The organism is Pontibacter sp. SGAir0037 (assembly GCF_005491705.1).
Lineage (GTDB): Bacteria > Bacteroidota > Bacteroidia > Cytophagales > Hymenobacteraceae > Pontibacter.
On sequence record NZ_CP028092.1, the window covers coordinates 4,174,216 to 4,195,166 of the forward strand.

19 protein-coding genes are annotated in these 20,951 nt (G+C 43.6%); 14 read left to right on the forward strand and 5 right to left on the reverse strand.

Translation table 11 applies throughout. The annotated features are described in order from the left end of the window. Positions 1-37: 37 nt before the first annotated feature. Positions 38-3,019: a CHASE domain-containing protein gene (locus C1N53_RS17245; RefSeq protein ID WP_240773256.1), complete on the reverse strand. Its 2,982-nt coding sequence runs from the start codon at positions 3,017-3,019 to the stop codon at positions 38-40. A 308-nt stretch (positions 3,020-3,327) separates the two neighbouring features. On the opposite strand from C1N53_RS17245, the gene C1N53_RS17250 reads away from it, so the two are divergent. The 5 genes from C1N53_RS17250 to C1N53_RS17270 all read left to right on the forward strand — a co-directional run bounded on the left by C1N53_RS17250 (position 3,328) and on the right by C1N53_RS17270 (position 8,018). Then, positions 3,328-4,047, forward strand: coding sequence for a hypothetical protein (locus C1N53_RS17250; protein WP_137760496.1), 720 nt, complete (start codon positions 3,328-3,330; stop codon positions 4,045-4,047). A gap of 71 nt (positions 4,048-4,118) precedes the next feature. Then, positions 4,119-5,516, forward strand: coding sequence for a class II fumarate hydratase (fumC, locus tag C1N53_RS17255; RefSeq protein ID WP_137760497.1), 1,398 nt, complete (start codon positions 4,119-4,121; stop codon positions 5,514-5,516). A gap of 462 nt (positions 5,517-5,978) precedes the next feature. Further along, on the forward strand, positions 5,979-6,998 hold the full coding sequence (locus C1N53_RS17260; RefSeq protein WP_137760498.1) for a hypothetical protein: 1,020 nt from the start codon (positions 5,979-5,981) through the stop codon (positions 6,996-6,998). A gap of 207 nt (positions 6,999-7,205) precedes the next feature. Next, positions 7,206-7,601: a methionine-R-sulfoxide reductase gene (locus C1N53_RS17265; RefSeq protein ID WP_137760499.1), complete on the forward strand. Its 396-nt coding sequence runs from the start codon at positions 7,206-7,208 to the stop codon at positions 7,599-7,601. Between the two features lie 72 nt (positions 7,602-7,673). Then, positions 7,674-8,018, forward strand: coding sequence for a peptide-methionine (R)-S-oxide reductase (locus C1N53_RS17270; protein WP_137760500.1), 345 nt, complete (start codon positions 7,674-7,676; stop codon positions 8,016-8,018). Here C1N53_RS17270 and C1N53_RS17275 read toward each other — a convergent pair. Beyond that, on the reverse strand, positions 7,995-8,927 hold the full coding sequence (locus C1N53_RS17275; protein ID WP_137760501.1) for a hypothetical protein: 933 nt from the start codon (positions 8,925-8,927) through the stop codon (positions 7,995-7,997). The genes C1N53_RS17270 and C1N53_RS17275 overlap by 24 nt on opposite strands. A gap of 253 nt (positions 8,928-9,180) precedes the next feature. On the opposite strand from C1N53_RS17275, the gene msrA reads away from it, so the two are divergent. After that, complete coding sequence (msrA, locus tag C1N53_RS17280; RefSeq protein WP_137760502.1) at positions 9,181-9,726, forward strand: peptide-methionine (S)-S-oxide reductase MsrA; 546 nt, start codon at positions 9,181-9,183, stop codon at positions 9,724-9,726. Between the two features lie 81 nt (positions 9,727-9,807). Here the strand turns inward: msrA and C1N53_RS17285 are convergent, their stop codons facing one another. Next, positions 9,808-10,947, reverse strand: a complete 1,140-nt coding sequence (locus C1N53_RS17285; RefSeq protein WP_137760503.1) for an aldo/keto reductase — start codon at positions 10,945-10,947, stop codon at positions 9,808-9,810. 258 nt (positions 10,948-11,205) lie between these two features. On the opposite strand from C1N53_RS17285, the gene C1N53_RS17290 reads away from it, so the two are divergent. The 3 genes from C1N53_RS17290 to C1N53_RS17300 are packed head-to-tail and all read left to right on the forward strand — an operon-like array spanning position 11,206 to position 12,502. Next, positions 11,206-11,580: a diacylglycerol kinase family protein gene (locus C1N53_RS17290; RefSeq protein ID WP_137760504.1), complete on the forward strand. Its 375-nt coding sequence runs from the start codon at positions 11,206-11,208 to the stop codon at positions 11,578-11,580. Between the two features lie 47 nt (positions 11,581-11,627). Then, positions 11,628-12,020 (forward strand): hypothetical protein, encoded by a 393-nt coding sequence (locus C1N53_RS17295; RefSeq protein ID WP_240773257.1) that lies wholly within the window; start codon positions 11,628-11,630, stop codon positions 12,018-12,020. A gap of 5 nt (positions 12,021-12,025) precedes the next feature. Beyond that, positions 12,026-12,502 carry a DinB family protein gene (locus tag C1N53_RS17300; protein WP_137760505.1) on the forward strand — a complete coding sequence of 159 codons (477 nt, stop codon included), beginning with the start codon at positions 12,026-12,028 and terminating at the stop codon, positions 12,500-12,502. 216 nt (positions 12,503-12,718) lie between these two features. On the opposite strand, the gene C1N53_RS17305 is transcribed toward C1N53_RS17300, so the two are convergent. Further along, complete coding sequence (locus tag C1N53_RS17305; RefSeq protein ID WP_137760506.1) at positions 12,719-15,727, reverse strand: AsmA-like C-terminal region-containing protein; 3,009 nt, start codon at positions 15,725-15,727, stop codon at positions 12,719-12,721. 327 nt (positions 15,728-16,054) lie between these two features. On the opposite strand from C1N53_RS17305, the gene C1N53_RS17310 reads away from it, so the two are divergent. Further along, the gene (locus C1N53_RS17310; protein WP_137760507.1) at positions 16,055-17,071 is read left to right on the forward strand and encodes a PorP/SprF family type IX secretion system membrane protein; all 1,017 of its coding nucleotides are present in this window, start codon (positions 16,055-16,057) and stop codon (positions 17,069-17,071) included. 64 nt (positions 17,072-17,135) lie between these two features. Continuing rightward, on the forward strand, positions 17,136-18,362 hold the full coding sequence (gene gldJ / locus C1N53_RS17315; RefSeq protein WP_137760508.1) for a gliding motility lipoprotein GldJ: 1,227 nt from the start codon (positions 17,136-17,138) through the stop codon (positions 18,360-18,362). A 75-nt stretch (positions 18,363-18,437) separates the two neighbouring features. Here the strand turns inward: gldJ and C1N53_RS17320 are convergent, their stop codons facing one another. Then, positions 18,438-19,124 carry a ComF family protein gene (locus C1N53_RS17320; protein WP_168194055.1) on the reverse strand — a complete coding sequence of 229 codons (687 nt, stop codon included), beginning with the start codon at positions 19,122-19,124 and terminating at the stop codon, positions 18,438-18,440. Between the two features lie 85 nt (positions 19,125-19,209). On the opposite strand from C1N53_RS17320, the gene C1N53_RS17325 reads away from it, so the two are divergent. The 3 genes from C1N53_RS17325 (at position 19,210) to C1N53_RS17335 (ending at position 20,899) form a co-directional block, all read left to right on the forward strand. Further along, positions 19,210-19,563, forward strand: coding sequence for a carboxymuconolactone decarboxylase family protein (locus C1N53_RS17325; RefSeq protein WP_137760509.1), 354 nt, complete (start codon positions 19,210-19,212; stop codon positions 19,561-19,563). A gap of 94 nt (positions 19,564-19,657) precedes the next feature. Next, a complete protein-coding gene (locus tag C1N53_RS17330; RefSeq protein ID WP_137760510.1) occupies positions 19,658-20,008 on the forward strand; it encodes a hypothetical protein in 351 nt (116 codons plus the stop codon). A gap of 129 nt (positions 20,009-20,137) precedes the next feature. Further along, positions 20,138-20,899 (forward strand): exodeoxyribonuclease III, encoded by a 762-nt coding sequence (locus C1N53_RS17335; RefSeq protein ID WP_137760511.1) that lies wholly within the window; start codon positions 20,138-20,140, stop codon positions 20,897-20,899. The last annotated feature ends 52 nt before the right edge of the window (positions 20,900-20,951 follow it).

Consider the following 20,951-nt stretch of genomic DNA (forward strand, 5'->3'; position numbering starts at 1 on the left):
CATACCAGCTTGCACTGGCTGAAAAGAGGCCTTTTATTTACACCTGCTGAACACGTGGTTCGCCAGGAAACTGTTTAAAGTAAACTCTGAAAGTTGTTCCTTTGCCTTCTTCGCTCTCTACTTCAATACGCCCTTCGTTATTTTCGATAATGCGCTTTACAATGTATAGGCCAATACCCGTACCCTCTACGTGGCTGTGCAACCGCTTGAACATGGTAAACAACTTATGCTGCTGCCCTTGTTTTATTCCAAGGCCATTATCCTGCACCTCCAGCACCACATAATTGTTCTTCATGTAGCTATGCAACCGCACCTCAGCCTGTCGTTCCGGAGACCTGTACTTAATGGCATTCGAGACAAAGTTATACACGATACTTCGCAGGTTCTTCTTTGCATAAAGCAATCCCTTCACCTCAAAATCAGCATATATCATGGCTCCAGACTCATTAATAATGCTGTTTAAGTCGCCTTTTATATCCTGCAGTATTTCTTCAAATATCAGAGGCTCCACGTTATCCTGCAGCTCTTTTTGCACCTTTGTTATTTCGGCCAGATCAGAAATGGTTTGCTTCAGCTTATTTATAGAATTGCCTACCATTCCTAAAATCTGTTCGTCTTCTGCCTCAAGCTTTCCTTTTAGAATATCGTGGAGCAAGGTAATCAGCCCCTCCATATTGGCAATAGGGGATTTAAGGTCGTGTGAAGCGGTATATACAAAGTTATCGAGGTCATTGTTAATCCGAATCAGCTCACGGTTCTTCTTACTCAGCTCCTCATTTATAATCTTCATGCTTTTGCGGGCTGTTACCAATTCGGTTACTTCTACCGAAAAGATCAGAACAGCCTCCACTCTGGCCTTGCTGTCCAGCAAAGGCTGATACACCATGTTAAAGTAACCTTCTGTCAGGTTTCCGTTGCCACTCTTATCTATAGCTGCTTTAATTTCTTTTCCGATAAAGGCTTTCCCGGAGCTGAATACTTTGTCCATACGCTCAAAAAAGCCGTTCTCTCCCAACTCCGGGTGTGCCTCCCGAAAAGTTTTCCCAACCAACGTGCGCTCTCCATAGAGCTTGCTGTAAGGCGGGTTTACCAGTACATATTGCTGATCCGGCGCGCGCACCAGGGCCACCAGGGCGGGCACTTCTAAAAAGAGCTTCTGCAGCAGCTCTGCATTTCTTTTTACTTTAGCTTCTGCCTCTTTTATTTCTGTAATATCAATTATCGAACAAATGTGCCCCATAAACTCCCCCTCTGCACCCAAGCGAGGCGTGCCCGTACTTACGATCCAACGGTACTTCCCATCGTGGCGCCGCATCCTGAATTCTGCCCTGAAGCTGGCGGCTTCCTCTATGGCTTTTTCGTAGATTCCTTCAACATAAGCTATATCCTGTTCTTTAACCATACTGCTCCAGCCACTGTTAAGCACCTGCTCAAATGATATTCCGGTAAAGTCGAGCCATTGTTTGTTTACATAGATGCACTGGCGCCATTCATCAAAAATGCCGATCATCACAGGCGCATTATCAGCCATTGTTCTAAAACGGGCCTCGCTTTCAACAATAGCCTGCTGTGCCCGCTTCTCATCTGTGATATCGCGTACTTCTATAATGGTGTATTTAGGTTCTCCGTTTTCGATAATGGGCCTTGCGGCACAGGTCACATTAAAGAAGGTGCCATCCTTTTTTATAAAAACATCTTCATGCGCCCGAATATCATTATTGCTGGGCAGTGCCCTGTCCAGGGGGCAAGTTTCGATAGGATAATGGGTGCCATCGGGGTGGGCATAGTGGATCATGTAGTGGAGCGGCTTTTTCCTGATCTCCTCAAACTGATAACCAGTCATTTCTTCCGCAGCAGGATTCATAAATGTGCAGTAGCCATTCCGGTCCATTATAAACAAGGCGCTGGTTGCATTGTCTGTAATGGTTTGTTTTAAATGGTTAGAGCGCCGTGTGTTGGAAAGAGACCATACTATAAAGAACATCAGGAAACTCATAATACTGCCCCCCGACAAAATAAAGTAAGGCAGGCCGGCATCGACAGACATACCATATCCAGGTTTTGCAGAAATATAAATGCGCCAGGTATGGCTCCCGATGTTTAGACTGCTTAACTTACTATACGGCCGCTCTTTCTCCGCATGGTAATGCAAGGTAGAATCTGTGCTAAACAGAATGGACTCTTTGCTGAGGCTGGTGCCGTCATATACCTCTAAGTCCACATCGTTAAACTCATCTCCCAAAATGTTGGTCATGAGGTCCTTTGTGCGGAAAGGGCTGTACACGTAACCTTTTATAAGTTGCTGGCGGTCCTGAATTGACTCCGGATCGGCATTATCTTTATAGATAGGAAGATAGATTAGAAAACCAGATTGCTCATCGGCTCCGGTTTCCTGCACCAAGCGCACTTTACCCGACATGGCCGGCTGTTTTGTATCACGTGCTATCTGCATAGCCGACCTTCTGATAGGTTCGCTGAACATATCATAGCCAAATGCCCGCAGGTTGCGCCCATTAAAAGGTTCTATAAAAATGATTGAGGTATATACCTGCCGCTTCCCCTCCGGGTGCACTTTATAATCCTGAAAACCTTCCTTCCGGATGGTTTGCGTGTGCCCCTCCAGTTCATCCGGCTGAATGACATGCGTATACCCCACGCCCTGAATGCCGGGATAGTTTTCTTCAAGGTTTAACGTTGTATAGTAAGTGTGCCAGGGCCCTCTTTCTACTGTATCGGAAGCAATGAATAGTGCTTTAGCACCAATCAGAATTTGCACATAATCTCTCATCCGAAGCCCAATTGCCTCGGTTGCCTGCGCCGCCTTCATGTTAAACATCCGCTCACTACGCTCTTCAGCCCTGTGCTTGGTTTCTGTATAAACAAAGAGCGTCAGGATGAATAAAAGCAGGAAGGAAATAATGGCAATACTATATTCTCTTATGAAAGAAGCCAGTCTGGCAAATATCATGGGCTGCTGTTTATAACCGGAAAAACCAGGGTTCTTCTTTTCAAATGACATGGGCGAATCTTTTTCCGGCAAGTTTGTTTTCTGTTTTCAAAAATAACAAAATACTAAGATAAGCCAAGTCTTTTAGCTTCTTCAGTCAGTTATAATTTGTTATGGCAAACTATCTTAACCTGCCGGTGTATTAACGAAAGTTATCCTAAAAGCGGATAAAATGATGAAACAGAACCGCATTTGCTTCATTTTTTAACTGCTTTTCCGAATATCCTGCATGACAACATTATTTTGAAGAAACTGGCTGTTTTAGGTAATTTGCACTGAAAAGTGAGATTACCCTGTTACCTTTGCAATAAAAAAATACCATGCTGGATATAGCAAAAAGCCTGTTACTTTCATTTTTTGTTGTTGCTGTTTTGCTTCCTGTAATACGGTTTGCATTGCGCAGGATGTCGCCTGCCCGTACCAGCACTGCCTTTACGGAGGAGCAGTTGAGTTACTTTCAGAGACAGGAATGGAAGCTGACGTTTGCTTACTACTTCTTCACCTGTATACTGGCCGTTTTTAGCGCCGGAGCCTTATCGCTTGTCTCCAGTATGGTAAATATAACGCGGGAGGCTATGCATATTCTTACACCCAACTTTAGCGCCTTATTTGCTCCGGGCTTACTACTAGGCTTAACAATGGCCCTTATTCCTTTACGCCTGATTCAGGGCACCATACTTGCCCAGGACTATGATCTTTATAAGAGTTATCTGGTACACCAGGAGGGGCATGGCTCGGTAAAGTTTTACAGGGTTTTATTACTGGCCTTGTTGCTGCTTTCGGCGGTAGCTGCCTGGTTTTCGCTTCGCTGGCACGTGTATGTAACTGATGAGCAGGTGCAGGTAACAAATCTGCTAAACGAAACCCGGGTCTACAACCTGGAGCACGATGTAACGAGCATTCATTATTTAGGAGCAGAAGGGGAGTACCTGATCAGCTTTAACGATAATACGGCAATAAACACAACTTACCTGAAGCCAGTACAGTTAGAAATGATTGCCCTGATCTCACAGCAATCGGGCAAACGAGTAATCAGGTAGTTAAAAACTGTATAAAATATTTTTTTAGCTTTGCCTTAGATGATTATCCTTAAAACTAAAGATAAAATTACATGCAAGTTCGCGTAGAAAAAGACACCATGGGCCCTATTGAGGTGCCTGCAGACAAATACTGGGGCGCGCAGACACAGCGTTCAAAAGAAAACTTTACGATCGGCGGCCAGACCATGCCGAAAGAAGTGATCGAAGCTTTTGCCATTCTGAAAAAATCTGCTGCATTTGCCAATGCTGAACTAGGCGTTTTAGCGCAGGATAAAGCGGAGATAATTGGTAAAGTTTGTGATGAAATTCTGGAAGGTAAGCTGGACGACCAGTTTCCGCTGGTAGTATGGCAAACAGGATCGGGTACGCAATCGAACATGAACGTGAACGAAGTGGTAGCTAACCGTGCACACGTGCTGCTAGGGGGCGATCTGATGGATGAAAAAAAGAAGATTCACCCGAACGACGATGTAAACAAGTCGCAGTCTTCTAACGATACTTTTCCGACAGCTATGCACATTGCCGCCTATAAAAAGGTGGTAGAGCACACGCTGCCAATGGTAAAAAAGCTGCGCGATACATTGCAAAGCAAGTCTGAACAGTTTATGGATGTAGTGAAAATCGGCCGTACACACCTGATGGACGCTACACCACTTACATTAGGCCAGGAACTCTCATCTTATGTGAAGCAGCTGGAATACGGTTATAAAGCGCTGGAAAACACGCTGGATCACCTGAAAGATCTGGCGTTGGGAGGTTCAGCTGTAGGTACTGGTCTGAACACCCCACAAGGTTATGCCGAGCTGGTTGCTGATAAAATCTCTCAGTATGCTGGGCATGAATTCCGTACGGCTCCAAATAAATTTGAAGCGCTTGCCGCACACGATGCCATTGTAGAAACTTCCGGTGCCCTGAAGCAGCTGGCAGTTAGCCTGATGAAGATTGCCAACGATATTCGCCTGCTGGCCTCGGGTCCGCGTACAGGTATTGGTGAAATCACTATTCCGGAGAATGAGCCGGGTTCTTCTATTATGCCAGGTAAAGTAAACCCTACACAAGCCGAGGCCATGACTATGGTATGCGCTCAGGTAATCGGTAACGATGTGGCTATCTCGGTTGGTGGCATGAACGGGCATTTCCAACTGAATGTGTTTAAGCCGGTAATGATCTATAACCTGCTGATGAGCGCTCAATTAATTGCTGATGCCTGCGATTCTTTTGACAAGCACTGCGCCGTAGGTATAGAGCCAAACAGAGAGCGCATAACTTATAACCTGGAGAACTCGCTGATGCTGGTAACAGCACTTAACCCGCACATCGGTTACGACAATGCAGCTAAAATTGCCAAGAAAGCCCATAAAGAAGGTACTACGCTTCGCCAGGCTGCTATCGAACTCGGGTTACTTACTAACGAGCAATTCGATGAGTGGGTAAAACCAGAGGACATGATCGGTAGCTTGAAGAAATAGAGCTTAAATAGCTTATCTTTCTAAACAAGAAAAGCAGCCCTCGAATGGGCTGCTTTTCTTGTTTAGAAGCTACATTTCTTTCTTATTACAACATTTGGGTTGCAGCCACCTTTCTTTTAAAAAACTGTACCCTTATCCGATTGCAATTAAATGCATCTGTCATAAAACTATAAAAGACAGTACAATACGACAGCTTATATAGGCATGATCTTATTTTGTTTACAAACGCTTGAATAGCCAAAAGACCATTTTTCCTTTTACTTCTGAAATCATTCCTTTCACCCGCTCTTTCTGCAGCTTCACATGCTTATCAGGTTTTGTACCAGCCATTTATTCTGACAAGCGTACAAGTGTTATATAACTATTTTTCAAAGTTATTCTAAACACCTTACTTCAAATTTCCCCCATCTAAACAGTACAATATTATCAATTCATATACTACCCTTTACATCCACTTTTAATATGAAAACATTTACTACCAAAGCAGTATTCGCAACTGCTTTCACAGGACTAGGTTTATTCGGTTGTACCAAAGAAACAGAAGTTGTAGAGCCCAACACGGCTCCCTTAACGTATGAGCAGGAAAATAAACTTGTTGGCTACGACCCCACCACTTGCAACCTAATACAATCGTTTGGAGCAGAAGTTTTTCCATTAGCAGTAAACAAAATAGAAGAAGACGGTGCAGCCTTTTTGGTGAAAGCACAAAAGAGAGGCAGCAATGGTAAGTATTTGGCAGAGACCCAGGCCGTACTACTGGATCCGTTTACACCTGCTTCTGATCTGGTAAATATGATGGAAGCGCACATGCTGGGAATCGAAGGTTTGCTGACTGTGGCAGATAACTCAGGAGCAGCGGCTAACCAGGCAGGGGGCCGACTGATATTTGATTTTTCTCCTGTTGGTTCTGTTACGATGAAGACCATTCTTGTAGCAGACATCGACGAAGAAGATGCAGGTTCTAAAGTAGAGCTTTTCAGCAGCACCGGCCAATTACTCGATAAGCAAGAGCTTATAATTACAGAAGACAAAGGAGCGGGATTTATTTCTTTTGATAATGTACCCGGCGTTGCTAAAATGGTTGTTACATTTGGTGATGAGCGTAAAAATATCGGTTCAGGAGCTGTAGCTCGTATCCAGATGTGTGCCGAAGGCCAGGGCCGCTACGATGAAGTATGCTATGCTCCTGTTCAGTCGGCATGGCTGCAGTATACCGGCGATAAACTAGCCAACATAGAGGTTATTGCTAAAAGCGTAAACAGTTCTAAAATGCTGTTCTCAGCAAAAGGAGTGAAGCCCGGTACTATGTTTAAGGTAGCAGACAGCGGTGGTTTAAGAGATGAGTTAGTTATCAGAACACAAAGAAAAGAAGAGCAGCATATACCAACTGCATGTAGTGCACCTACGTCTATTCAAAAGCAATACGGTTCTTTTACTATAGTAGAGGCCAGGTCTACCGATTACCCGATACTCCTTCAGTAGAAGCTACACCTATCAATAAAAACAAAAGCCGGGATGGAACAGCACTTCTTCCCGGCTTTTGTTTTGCCTGCAGTTCTGCAATTCAATAAGCAATTTGCTTCACCTGCTGCATCCGCCACATCGTCAGCTAAAACTCTTTTGGTTTAGTATTTGTTTATACAAGTATACGTATAGCAACAAACGGCACCATTAAAACCAGAATTAAACATGAAAATAGCGAAAGATCCATCAGACTATAATCAACTTACAAGAGACGAAGAGAGAATAATTGTTTATAAAGGTACTGAGTACCCGGGCACAGGCGAGTATAATAATTTTAAAGCAGAAGGTCTGTACCTGTGCAAACGCTGTAATGCTCCACTTTACAAGTCTCAGGATAAATTTGAATCGCATTGCGGCTGGCCAAGCTTCGACGATGAAATTGAAGGAGCTGTAAAACGGGTGCCTGATGCCGATGGCAGACGTACAGAAATTGTATGTGCCAACTGCGGTGGGCATTTAGGCCATGTATTTGAAGGAGAATACCTGACACCCAAGAACACCCGGCACTGCGTAAATTCCCTCTCGATGACGTTTGTACCTGTAGAGGAACTAGAGAAATAATAATACGAGAGGCAGATGTTACTCCATCTGCCTTTTTTACTGCTATACAATTTGTATCTTAAAACAGTAAGTATGGTCCGAAACCAGAAAATTGAGCCGGTTAAGCAGGAAACAGAGCAAATCTTTTATTGCTCTAACTGCGGTACTGCTTTATTCGAATCGGAAAAAAAGTTTGATGTTGGCTCGGGCTTTCCCAGCTTTTGGGGGCATATAGGACACAACGTGCGCCAGAACCCGCTCGATACCTATGGCAGGCATCGGATTCAGTTACTTTGCAATACCTGTAAACAGCACCTGGGCCATCTGTTCGACGATAACAGAACACCTACTAATGTCAGGTATTGTATAAATGCCGATGCCCTCTCTGCTGCCCAGACTCCTATGCAGCCGGACCTATCGAAGACTAATAGAAGATGATAACGCAGAAATAGATGCCTGCACTTTACCTTGAATTTCGTGAGCAGCTTCATAATAATGGCCTTCTTTGAAATTTTTCCGGTTAAAGCTGATCTCCCTCGAGAACCACGAAGGCAGTTCTCCACTATAGTGCAGCCTTACCAGTATTTGATTGGTGTCGGGGCTGTCTACTACTTCATAGCTAAATGTGTGAATCGCTTTTGTATAAGTTGCTTTCGGTAAGAAATTAGGATAGAAGTTGAAAGACTTTCCTTTTTTATAGTAATCTACCACATTGTGATGCTGTTTGGCCACAAACGAATTGTTTAACAGGCGCACAATGCATTTTCTTTGCCTTTTAGTAAAGCCTTTTGAAAAACTTATGTGGTCTATAGCAAAGCTTAGGCTACTTGTAGAATCTGCATTAGCAGGTTCTTTTAGTTCCTGAACGGGAAGCAGGTGAGATGAGGCTCCTACTAAGACACTGTCTCTGTAAAAGAAGAAGCCATGCTCAAAAAACTTCTTTTCAGGTGAATACAGGTCCAGTTCTACATACATGTTTTCGTATATGCCGCTTTTCATTTTGCCTATGCCGTTGTTCGGCTTCAAGTAAAGTTGGTAACGCAGTCCTTTTTTATCATCAGAATCGAGCTTCTCCAGGGATGCAGCTAAAGTATAGTTTAGCTTATTCTGCCTTTTTCCGGCTTTGGCATCCAAAAACACTGTTTTGTTGACTTTCTGTATTGAGTCGAGCTTAAGCAGCTGCCAGTTGTTTATTTTCTGAAACTGGGCCTCATACGCTGCTCCAGCCTGATTCTGGAACTCAAATTTGTTTATAGTAATGGGCCTCTTATAAACATCCTTTACACACGAAGAAAAGGGCAGAAGCACCAGCAGGAAAATGGCTGCATGAAGAAATTTCTTAACCATAGAATCACCTTTAATAAATGCAGAGTATAAACTTAAGAGCAACAATTCTGTTGCACATACAATTAACTAAATTTTTAGTTAAAACTAAAGTATTAGTTAACTTGTTTCAAATATTTTGATACAGTAATAAAAAGGTGCTGCTTGGATGTATAGGTAATTTAGCATTTGCCAGCGAAATTACTGCTGCAAAGCACGTATAAAGTAAAAACCAATGGGTTCCTTTGCAGGAGCTCTTAAAAATGATAGACATACTATGGAATTAGCAACCTTTGGAAATGGATGCTTCTGGTGTACAGAGGCTATATTTCAGGATTTAGATGGAGTAGAAAAAGTAGTATCCGGTTATGCAGGAGGGCATGTAGAAGATCCTACTTACAAGCAAGTTTGCTCCGGCACTACCGGACATGCAGAAGTACTTCAGATCACATACGACCCGCAAAAGATCAGCTACGATGAGCTTCTGGAGGTATTCTGGCAAACGCATGACCCAACCACTCTTAACAGGCAGGGCAATGATGTGGGAACACAGTACCGCTCCGTTATTTTTTACCATAACCAAGAGCAACAGCAGCTGGCCGAGAAGTATAAACAGGAACTGGATGCATCAGGTGCATTTGATAACCCGATTGTTACATTTATAGAACCTTTGCCCACATTCTATGCGGCAGAAGATTATCATCAGAATTATTTTAACCAGAATGGGTATCAGCCTTATTGCAGCTTCGTGATTCGGCCAAAGGTAGATAAGTTCCGAAAGGTATTTAAGCATAAACTGAAGCCGGAGCTTAGTGGCAGGTAAGCTTTTAGAAGGTTAACTACTGAAAAACTATAGCAGCAGCACAGCTATCTTTACAACTAAAAATAGCTGTGCTGCTGCTATCTATTTTGGTTCGGGAGCATTGGCAGCAATCAGCTTTTCTTTTTTCAATTCTTTCCAGAAATCTTTCGGAATAGCAGTTTTCATGGAAGCCACATTTTCTTCGGACTGTTTCGGGTTACTTACACCCGGAATAACTGCCGTTACCACCGCAGGAGCTGCTGAAAATTGTAAAGCAGCAGTTCGCAGGTCTACTTTATGTCTTTTAGCAATGGCATTCATTTTGTTTCGCTTTTCTACATAGCCATCCGGTATGGTGTTGCCGTAATTATAGCGGTCTTTGCCAGCCAGGAAACCAGCATTAAGAGGTGCGCCTACTACAATAGAAACATTGTTCTTCTCACAAGCTGGAAACAGGCGGTTCAGTGCATCTTCTTGGTACATCAGCGAATATTGTGTAGCAGAAAGCATAATATCGGGGTCTGCTACTTCCAAAGTTTTTAAGATAGGCTCGATCCGGTTTACACCCAAACCCCAAGCCTTGATAATTCCTTCTTCGCGCATACGGGTTAGTTCCGGCATAGCACCTTTCCTGGCTTTTTCAAAGTAATCAGTCCAGTTGTCTTTCATGTCGCCATTATCAGGAGACAGGTCGTGAATAAACACGATATCAATGCTGGCCAGGCCAAGGCGGAGTAAACTATCTTCTATGGATTTACGCACACCCTCGGCAGAATAATCGTACTTAAACTTAAAATTTAGTTTCCCTTTCCATATATCGTCCGGGTTTTCTTTAAAGTTAGGATCAGGTTCGAAAATGCGGCCTACTTTAGTAGATAAAATAAAGTCTTCTCTCTTTTTATCGAAAAGGAAATGTCCCATTCTGCGCTCACTCAACCCATAGCCGTAAAAAGGAGAAGTATCGAAATACCGTGTACCTGCATTCCAGGCAGCCTCCATGGCCTTATTGGTTTGCTCGTTTGTGTTTACATGAAAAGCATTTCCTATGGCTACACCGCCTATTCCAAATTTATCTGGCAACCTGAAGCCGGCTTTTGCTTTCTCAGGTTCTGAACCAAGGTAGGTTCCTGCTCCATTGTGGTCGCCTCCTGTACTAAAAGCGGCAGAAGCTAATATAGGAGAGAATGCCGCAGCTGTAGTACTTATAGCCGCTTTCGATATAAAATTGCGTCTTGATAACATGTTTCTGTTACTGAAGTTACTAAATGATTCTTTACTTCATACGTGCTGTGTGGTGTTTTTAGTTAACTCAGAGTTGCCTGAACTTTTCTTGCTCCGAATCCGGAATTAGCTTTGGGTACTTGCTGTAATTGCACCTTCAGCCGGGTTGTAAATTTTTACCGATGGTAAAACAGCTATATTTACTGTACCAATGCTGTTGCATAACCTCAGCAACATTCCACAGTATACTTCATTTATCACCTCTAATGCATATCTCTATTGGAAACCTACTTTAAGAAACGCTACAACAGCTTTAAGTTTGCATTCAAAGGCTTAAACTCAGCGGTTAGGTCAGAGCCACACATGCGCCTGCATGTTTTATCGGCCATTGGTGTAGTTGCGGGAGGCTTCTTCTTTGGCGTAACCAAAACAGAATGGTGTTTGCTTGTAAGTTGTATAGGCGTGGTTTTTATGGCGGAGATATTCAACACCGCCATTGAGACTCTTACAAATTTAGTTTCTCCTGATTTTCATCCTTTGGCCGGTAAAGCAAAAGATCTGGCAGCCGGCGCGGTATTAGCAGTTTCTATTACGGCAGCTGTTATAGGTACTATTATCTTTTTACCTTATTTACTGGCTTACGTAAACGTATAGTTCTTTCAGTTTCTTTATTACCTTTACGCCCAAAGGCAAAATGAAGTATGTTTTACAACTGGTTTAAAGCAAGTATACTTTTAGTGGCTCTGTTGCTTCTGGTGAGTAGCTGCAGAACAGGCGAGAATATACCTGACGAACCCGATGCGCAACCTGCAGCCGTAAGCGATGAATGGCTAACAAACCTGGTGCAGCAACTACGCCAGGAAGACCCTGCTAATCCTCCTGCTAAAATATACCGCTACAAGTACAAAGAGCAAACCGTTTATTACCTTACCAGCCGCTGCTGCGATATACCCGGCAAATTATTCGATGTAAATGGAGAAGTAATTTGTGAGCCGGATGGAAGTATAACGGGCGAGGGAGACGGAAAATGTGCCGACTTTTTCAAAGAAAGAACCAACGAAACTTTAATTTGGGAAGATAAACGAGAACAATAAGTAAAATGACAGGAAACGACGTACTTAAAAACTTATCAGAATACAACATCTGGGCAAATAAAACTATGCTGGATGTTTTCAGCAGCCTGCCTGAAGTACCTGCTAATGCTGCGCGCTTGTTCAGCCATGCACTTAATGCGCAGGCTATCTGGATTGCCCGCATCACCGGCACCGAAAGCCCGGTAAAAGTGTGGCAGGAACATAACCTGGAAGAACTAAAAGCCCTGCACCAAAGTGCTTCTTACGGAATTGCGGAACTGGTTGCCAAAAGCGACGAAGCCGAGTTCAATCGCCTGATTGACTATACCAACAGCCTGGGGCATAAGTACAGCACCAGGGTAATCGATATCCTGACGCATGCTTTTAACCACGCTACTTATCACCGTGCACAAACCGCTACAGATCTGCGTAAAAACGGCCACAACCCACCTAATACAGATTATGTAACTTATGTGCGTGAACTAATGGGACAGGTATATTAGGCTTTGCTCAGTTAGAAAATTACGTATTAAAATGTGCACGTTATAGGCCATGGAGCAACTGATAAAGGATGTCTTTATTTCAAGATTGATCCTTGGGTTCAGATAATCTTAGAAGCAGCCTGTATTCGACTGTTTTATTGGCTATACTACATCTATTAAAAAAAGCAGGGGCTGTTCCGGAATGCGGAACAGCCCCTGCTTTTTATCGTTTATAAATTAATTTCCTGTTTTGGCCGTGTCCGGCTTTGCCTCTGTCTTTGATTTAGGTTTTAACAGGTTGCCAATTGTTTCAGAGGCTTTCTGTTTTACCTGCTGTGCAGCCTCATCTCTTTTCTTCTGAATTTCCGCCTGTAGCTTCTGCTCCGCTTCGGTTTTCTTTCTGGCAATCTCCGCTTGTACACTATCCTGTACCTGCTGTTTACGCTGATCCAGTTGAGCCTTGGCTTCGTCTACTTTGCTTTGTACCGCATTTTTTACCAGGCTTGAGGCCTGCTCCTTGGCACTACCTCCTGCCAAAGCGACACGCGGATCGGCCAGTGTACCGCCAATGTTCAAGTTTAGCGTCACGCGATCAGCTGCCTGTATTTTATCGGTGCCTAACATACTGGCAAGGCGGGTATTCAATTCACGCCCAACTTTTCCTGTCGGCACATTCAGGGCAGTTGTATAATCAATGTTACCATTTACATTATTGGTACCACCCACAGTCATTTCTACATTTCCTACTTTCAGGTCGAACGGTTTAATTACCAGGCTACCGTTTATAATCTCAGCATCAATTCTTTTATTCTGGATGATAAAGGTTTTCAGTTCCTCAAAATTAGTAAGGCTGCTTATTTTGTCTACAACAGGTACATCTCTTACAGTAGCCCTTACCACATCTATTATACCCCTGCCATCCAGCGTTTTAAAAACAGGAGTCATATCCTCTCCAATGTCTCCTGCAAAGCTGAACTTAGTAGAAAACACACCATCCAGCAAGCCTGCAATAGGCGCAATGGCTTTTATCGTATTAAATGCATTAAAAGCCTGCTTAAACTCCAGGTTCTTTATATCCAGCGCAAAATCGAATGTTGGCTTCTGCAGATCTTTGGTATTATAGCTACCACTAGTTGCAAAGCTGCCTCCAAGTGTATTAAAAGTAACCTGCTCCAGCCTTGCTACTTTTTCTTTTAACTGCACACGGCCCGTTACATTGTTCAGTTGCAGGTTATCGTACAGCACCTGTCTGGCATTTACATTTAAGGCTATGTCTAAATTACCGGGTACTTCTACTACTCCCTGGCCCTCTTCCGGAGCTGGCTGGCCTGTGTTGTCATCCACCATCCATTCGTTTACATTAAAAGTGTTGGAGCTCAGGTTAATGGTACCACGCAAGGCCTGGCTCTCTGCCAGGGCATAGCCAATATAATTAGATATAGTGCCATCAGCCTTGATATCACTCTTACCTAAAAAGCCGTTCAGGTTCTGCAACTGCACCCGCTCATTGGTAAATACGGCATTAGCACTATTTATCTTGATGCCTTGCGGCAAATCGGTACTAACAAAGTTCAGATCGTTTATAGCCATTGTGCCGTTTGCCTGCACATTATTATAGCGCTCTGCTTCTATGTCCGACATTTTGCCTTTGGCAGCTACATTCGCATTTATGCGACCAGAAAGTGTCATGTTCTCCAGCGGGAATATCTTGGTCAGCTTGGTTAAATCAAGTATTCCTTTTACCTGTGCATCGAAAGCTGGCTGGTCTATGCCTTGTACAAGTGCACGTCCTTCCAAAGGCTCTCCATCCAACGTCATGTTAAAGCGTTCCACATTAATGCGGGTATCGTTGGTATTTCCTGTTTTGTTCAGGATGTTGGTTACCATGTTCAGGTTCTCGATAGGAGCCGGAAAATCTTTTGATTTTACATACCCGTTTGTCAGGCGCATGTCGGCTTCCATAACAGGCATACTAGTTTTGCTGTAGGTTCCCTTGGCATCGGCATCAACATTTAGTAAGCCACGTAACGTCATACCATCTATCGGGAACACCTTGGTCATTTCCTCCAGGTTAACAGCAGCTTTGATATTGCCATCAACCTGCATAGTTTCCAAGCCTTGTACCAACACACGGGCATCCACAGGATTCTTGCCCAGGTCCAGGTGCAGTCTTTTTACATCTACCAGCAGGTTCTCTGTATTCCCGTCTTTGTTATCGACGCGCATATCGAGGTTAATATTACGGGCAGCCTGTGGCAGATCAGGGTATTTAAACATCCCTTCCACTATTTTCAGCTCAATTCCATAGCCGGGCATCAGGGTGTCATTCATCCGCCCTTTAAAATAGCCGTCGAAGCTTAGCTTTCCATCCGTCTGTATGTTTTTAAACTGATCTGTATACATGCCCGGCACAATAGAAAGTACATTCTTAAATTCTGTTTCTGTTGCCTTAAAGGTCAGGTCGAAGTCCATATTCTCGTCCGGCATCAGGATAGTACCTGCAAATTGGAAAGGAAATTCGTTTAACCTGATGTTATTGTCTTTGAACGTATAGAGCGACTGGTTCAGGTCCATAGCCATGGTTACATCGGCATCCAGTGTAGCATTCTGAATGTAGTTTACACCGTCGTAAGTAAAAACAAAGCGATCGGCCGTAGTCTTGGATTCCATATCGAACACGTTCTGCTCAAAATCTCCGCTACCGCTATGGTTTACCTGATAAGCGGCAAGGCCCATAGGCAAACTTAGATCATCGTAGTAAAGGGTGCCGTTATTTACCGTCCACTGCTTTATGGCCAGTTTAAAATCACTTGCTGTTGTGTCGGTGGCAGCAGTGGCTGTATCCGGAATCATGATATCCCAGTTAGCCCTACCACTTTTCAGAACAACCAGCCTTATAACAGGTTCATCCAGGATAATCTTGTTTATCTTTAGTTCATCACCTGCAATTACACTCATCAGGTTAAGGCCCAACCGGAAAGAAGGAATGCGGGCCAGTGTGTCTGTTTGAAAAGAATCTTTGCCGATAACAGACAGATTCTCTATGCTCAGCGACAGGTTCGGGAATCCACGCAATAACGATACACTTACATCATCAGGCTGATACTCCACACGCGCATCTACACTTTTCGCTATTTCTTTATTGAGAGCCAGAATGATTTTATCTTTGAAAAGAACCGGAACTACTGCCGCAATGGCAATAAGCACGGCAAAGAAAATCAAAAAGCCAATTACAATTTTTTTCATATCAAAAGGTCAGTTTATCAGTTTTCTGCACTAACTACTATACAGTTAGCCAAAACCATGCTAATTTTAACGAATTACTGCGTATTATATTTCTTCAGGTTTATCCTGCTACCAGTATTAAGAGAGCCGGTAAGACAACAAACAATCTTAAAATGCTGACGTGTTGTCATAGATTTACTATAACCCGCAGTTACTACTTAAAAAAAAATTTTTTGTTGAGTAACTAAAACCTAAATCCCTCATACTAGTAGGCAGAAATTCAAGTTTACTAAACCAAAAGCTTTGGCTATAGTTTGCGAGGTTACATAATTTACAAGATAAAGGATAATGGTGAGAAAAGTTATTTCAAGCATCATGTTGCTGTTGCTGCTTTGCCTTTATAAAGCAATAGCACAGGATGCTAACTTTACACAACAGTACGCAAACAGATTGTATTTAAATCCTGCTTTTGCCGGGCTTAATCACGACTGGAGCGTAACTGCTTCTCACCGGGACCAGTGGCCTTCGCTCAATGGCTCGTTTATTACCAGCCAAATAGCTGCTGACTTTAGAGTGCCCGATAAAAAAAGCTCTTTTGGGGTGCTTGTACAGCGTGACAGGGCAGGAATTGGCGGTTTACAGAATGTACAGGCTGGTGCTATTTACGCCTATAGCACCAACATCAACGATAAATGGGCCTTTGCAGCAGGCTTACAGGCAACTGTTGCTTCGTTGCGCGTAAACTACGATAATCTGGTTTTCGGAGACCAGCTATCGGATAACGGAGCCGTAGCACTTACATCGGCAGAGGTTTACAGGTTTGAACCTACCAGCTATGTAAGCTTTACCACCGGAGGCCTGATTTATACCAACCAATTCTGGTTTAGCTTTACAGCCGCGCACTTAAATAAACCAAATTTTGGTTTTGGTGAAACCACAACCCTGCCAATTCGTTTTACGGCAAGTACAGGTTATAAATTTTATGCAAAAACCGACGAAAAGCAGGGTGAGCTATTTGAATTAAGTTTTACCCCGGTAATAACCTATACGCAGCAACAGGATTTAAGAAGAACAGACTTAGGCTTTTATACTATTTATACACCTTTTACGTTAGGCTTAATATATCGAGGAGTGCCTGTAACCGGCTCCGCAAACCAGGATCAGACCTTAGCCGTAATAGCAGGGTTACAATTTGAACGATTCAAAGTTGGCTTTAGCCATGATGTTGGTTTAAAAGGATTTGGCAGACAAGTGGGCGGTGCAAATGAAATTTCTGTCTCTTTTGAACAAATTGATCTAGGTAACTTGTTCAGAAGCCGTTCGGGCAGAAGAATTAGCAGGAACATAGTTTGTCCGTCATTCTAATTTTATTTATAATTGCATACTTAATTTACGTTACAAGAACCTTATTTAAACGGGTACTATTTTTATGAATTTTACAAAGTATCTATCTGCTGTAGTTGTAGGAGCTTGCCTCCTGTCAGCTTGCTCCAAAGGAGGCAAACCAACCAGCACGAACCCTGGAAAGGTAAGTTCTGCTACTGGTATTGCCTACAACGAAGATGAAACATCTTTCCAGGTTCCTGATTACGACGCATTCCCACAAGGCCCTGGTCTTGTATTTATAGAAGGTGGCCGTACCACTCTTGGCTCTATGGAAGAAGATGTTGCCATGACACGTGACAACATTGAGCGAACTGTAACAGTTGCTTCCTTTTATATGGATGAAGCAGAGGTTGCCAATATTCACTGGTTGGAATACCTGCACTCTTTAAAGCGCGACTCTTTACCTGAAGTATACGAAGCAGCTTTGCCTGACACAACTGTGTGGGCGCGTCAATTATCTTTTAATGACCCTTACGAAACTTATTACCTGCGTTATCCTGGTTTCCGCTACTACCCTGTAGTAGGTGTAAGCTGGTTGCAGGCGAACAATTTCTGTATCTGGCGTACTGCTAAGGTAAATGAAAACCTGGCCAACAACAGTGGTGGTGGCAGAGGCCTTTTCGGCAGACGCCGTGGTGGTGGTGACGATGCTGACAGACCTGCCGCCAGTATCGAATCCGGTAACGTATTGCCGAACTACCGTCTCCCTACTGAAGCAGAATGGGAGTATGCAGCTCAGGCTATGATCGGTACACAATATTCTGACGATGAGCTTCAGAATAACAGAAGAATTTATCCTTGGGACGGCTACCAGATGCGTAACCCTTACGGCAGAAAGCAAATGGGCCAGTTCCTGGCTAACTTTAAACGTGGTCGTGGTGACTATGCCGGTATAGCTGGTGCTCTGAACGATGGTGCCATGATTACAGACTATATCTATAGCTACCCGCCAAACGACTTCGGCTTATATAACATGGCCGGAAACGTAAACGAGTGGGTACAGGATGTTTACCGTCCGCTGTCATTCCAGGATGTAGAAGACCTTAACCCTTTCCGCAGAGATGGAACGCTTGATGAGGCAGAGAACTACGATACCAGCGAAGGCTTCCACTCTTTGGTAAACAACGAAGTACGTGTTTACAAAGGTGGTTCCTGGAAAGATGTTGCTTACTGGTTATCTCCTGGTACCAGAAGATTCATGGCTCAGGATTCATCTACTGCTACCATCGGTTTCCGTTGCGCCATGATCAACGCCGGATCAAATCACTAAGAATATTCAGTAGTAACCTATCAGATAAAGAAAAAGCTCCGGATAAACTCCGGAGCTTTTTCTTTTTAAACAAGTTTAAGCGGCGGCAATGGTGGCAACACTTACCTCTTTTGCGCCTGCCTCCAACAAGGCAACCACACAGGCCTCTAAGGTGGCACCGGTGGTCATAACATCATCAACTAATAAAATCCGTTTTTCCTTTACCTGCTCCGGTTGCTTTACCCTGAAAACCTGCTCCACATTTTGCCACCTATCAAATCGGGTCTTTCGGGTTTGGGTGCTTGTGTTTGTTGTTCTGATCAGTACTTTAGGGCTCCAGGGCAACTTTAAACCTTCAGATAAACCCCGGGCAAAACTATCAGACTGGTTATAGCCGCGCTTCCGAAGTTTTAGCTTATGCAAAGGTACAGGCAAGATCAGATCGAACTGAGAGCTGTAGTGGTGGTCGGAGAGGAGGGAGCCATACCGAATCCCCAGGTGCTCGCCCAGTTCTTCCTTCCCTTTATACTTTAGTTTGTGTAGCAGCCGCTGCACCCGCCCTTTTGGCCGGAAGTACAGATAAGCTAAAGCAAAGCGCACCGGCACCTTTCCCCAGAAACGTTTCTGTAGTACGTTAAGCTCTGTAGCACCATGTATGTGCACATCGGTATAAGGAAGCTGAATACTGCAATCCGTACAAATAAATTGCTCGCCTCTAGCCAGAGCCCCATCGCAGGCATAACAATATTCGGGAAACAGAAGCGATAAGAAGTCTTTCAGCATAGGCAGGCGAATCAGTTTAAGGTATTCTTAGTAATTTTGTATAAACTTATTTTACAAAGCTGAAACAGCAACAAATCATACAACAATGAGTCAAATAGAAGAATTCAATGCCTATCGCTCCCGCATGAATGAGCGTATCATGTCATACGATAATAAAGTTATCAAGCGCTTTTTTAACCTCGATACTAATACCTACGCAGAAGGAGCTCTGGATGTAAAGACAAAAGAGATGCTGGGCTTGGTTGCCTCTATGGTACTTCGCTGCGACGACTGTATAAAATACCACTTGGGCAAATGCTTTGAAGAAGGGGTAAACGATGAGCAGATTTTCGAAGTATTCTCTATTGCTAACCTGGTAGGTGGTTCCATTGTGATACCTCATTTTAGAAGAGCCGTGGAATACTGGGAAGAATTAAGAGCTCAGGAAAGCGCATCTTAGAACTTATTGCTCAAAGGCTGCATTATTAGACAGATGAGCCAAGAAGTAAATTATTATTGACTCACTATTTAACAATACAGCAATCAAAGTGAAAATGATAGAAGAATCAGATAACCTGGATCACAGATGGACGCAGCTTCGGGCAATGCTGATGAAACAGTTCGGTAAAAAGCCTGACCTAAATGCCATTCTTTTCCTGATCGGTATACAGGAACTGGGCAAAGGCATCAGCAATTTTACCAAAGAAGAAAAGCAGGACCTGATGCATATTGCAACCTGCAAGGTATTCAGTCTTTCCGGCTATTATGAGCTTAGCCATGTAGATGGCGACGGCTGGCCTCATTACCGTTCTGTGAAACCCATTCCTTTTGCGAACCTGAAGGAACAGGATAAAATGCTGAGATGGCATATAATCGAATATTTTAACCAACTGGATGCCGCTTAGCTTTTATGAAAAAGCCTAACCTTCTCCATATCATCCTTGTTTCATCCTTATTATTTCTGACAGGAGACACCAGGCGAAGAGTAAAATAAGATACTTTTTCGCCTGGTGTTTTTCCGCTTAAAAAGCACCATGAAAATTATTACCTATAACGTGAACGGCATACGCGCCGCTCTAACCAAAGGCTTTCAAGATTGGCTGAAAGCAGCAAACCCCGATGTTCTGTGCCTGCAGGAGATCAAGGCCGACGAAACAAAATTTGATCGCTCTGTTTTCGAAGAATTGGGTTATAACGTTTACCTGCATCCAGCCGTTAAGAAGGGCTATAGTGGTGTGGCTATTTTATCTAAAACCAAGCCTAATCATGTAGAGGTAGGCTGTGGCATCGAGTGCTATGATAACGAAGGCCGTGTGCTCCGGGCAGACTACGATAACTATTCTATTATGAGCGTATATATGCCTTCCGGCTCCAGCGGAGACGAACGCCAGGGCTTTAAAATGCAATGGCTCGACGACTTCTACAACTATATTAACGAACTGAAGGAAACTTTACCGGGTTTAGTAATCTGCGGCGACTATAATATCTGCCACCAGGCTATTGATATTCACAACCCGAAAGCCAATGCCAACAGCTCTGGCTTTTTACCGGAAGAACGCAGTTGGATGTCGAAGTTCATAGAGAGCGGTTTTATTGATTCTTTCAGGCACTTTAATGCAGAGCCGCATAATTATACCTGGTGGAGCTACAGAGCCGGAGCTCGCGGTAAGAATCTGGGCTGGCGAATAGACTATAATATGGCTACAGAAAACCTGCGCGATCGCCTGAAACGTGCCGCAATTCTTACTGAAGCGAAACATTCAGACCATTGCCCGGTGCTGCTGGAGATAGAGTAGGGGAGCATACTAAAATTATGCGTTTGCAGTTATAAGAGGAGGAGCTAAATAA